Source organism: Parabacteroides sp. AM58-2XD, assembly GCF_003463685.1.
GTDB classification, from domain to species: domain Bacteria; phylum Bacteroidota; class Bacteroidia; order Bacteroidales; family Tannerellaceae; genus Parabacteroides; species Parabacteroides segnis.
On the sequence record NZ_QSDP01000234.1, the window covers coordinates 1 to 1,287 of the forward strand.

A 1,287-nucleotide genomic window follows, 5' to 3' on the forward strand; every position below is an offset into this window, starting at 1 on the left:
GGCGATGGCTGACCCGTTGGCCGCCGCCCGCAACTTCCTCAACGCGATGGAGAGGATACCCTCCATCATCGACCAGTACAAGGCGAAGAACGAGGTGCTGGAGATGGAGATACCGCAGTTACAGGAGATAGCGGGTAAGGTGTGGAAGAAGGAGGACGAGCTGAAGCAGTTGAAGTCCGAACTTGCCGCCCTTGACCGAAAAATTCAGCTGGAGCTTGCGCCACCCACGCCCGAAGTCGCAGAAAAGGAGAATGAAGGGCAACAGCTCAAGCCGGAAGCGGAAGATGTGAGGAACAGGCAGGCGCAATATCCCGAAAATGCACCGCCGCAGATACGCAGTCCGGCGGATAGTATCGTTGCCAACCATGTCATAATCGGGCGTCCGGGACTGTATGCCAAGGAGGAAACCCGGTCCAAAGGATTGAAAATATAACCTAAGGAATTTTATCTGAAGTATTAATAAGGGCTATCCCAAAAGGTCTAAAAGTAAATTTTATCCTTTCTGCAAGTATCTATAGGATGGCAACTGCATTTTTTTCTTTTTGGGCAGCCCTTATTAAAATTTATTCTTATTTTAGGTTATATACATTCATGTCCATTTATGTAAAAAATTCCTGCTGACCTTGTTTATGTCTTGTCAGTCACCATTTGCAAAACCATATTTGACCCTCAAAGAGGCTGAATTTGATAAGTAACTTGCTACATACTCATAATAAGGAGCTAAATAGAACACGAATGGGAAATACACAAATGCTAAACTAAAGAAGATATTGGCCAAAATAAACGCTATACCGAGAGAGAAACTTGATTTTTCAACTTCCTAAAACGGTGTTGTTCAAACATTTCTACTTATTTGTACTTGCCAGTTGAACCTACGCTTCCCTAATAAAATGTCTATGGTAAAAAGTTAAAAAATCCTCCCACTTTTGTTAGATATATTTTTTTGTGTAATTTTGTAATCGTTATGCGGCAGTAATAATATACATATTAATACGAGTTAGTAATCCTGTAGTTCTCATATGCTACGAGGAGGTATTAAAAGGTGCGTTTCGACAATGCATCTACTGTAGTATATTATTGCTTAATCCAAATGAATATTATAAATTTAGGAATTCTTGCTCACATTGATGCAGGAAAAACTTCCGTAACCGAGAATCTGCTGTTTGCCAGTGGAGCAACGGAAAAGTGCGGCCGTGTGGATAATGGTGACACCATAACGGACTCTATGGATATAGAGAAACGTAGAGGAATTACTGTCCGGGCTTCTACGACATCTATTATCTGGAA

At 41.6% G+C, this 1,287-nt stretch carries 1 protein-coding gene and 1 pseudogene; both read left to right on the forward strand.

Going from position 1 to position 1,287, the window contains the following annotated elements; genetic code table 11:
* Positions 1–433, forward strand: a pseudogene (locus DXA15_RS25025) (hypothetical protein); the annotation flags it as partial.
* A gap of 657 nt (positions 434–1,090) precedes the next feature.
* A partial coding sequence (locus tag DXA15_RS25030) for a GTP-binding protein (protein ID WP_233567639.1) occupies positions 1,091–1,287 on the forward strand: 197 nt, incomplete at its 3' end.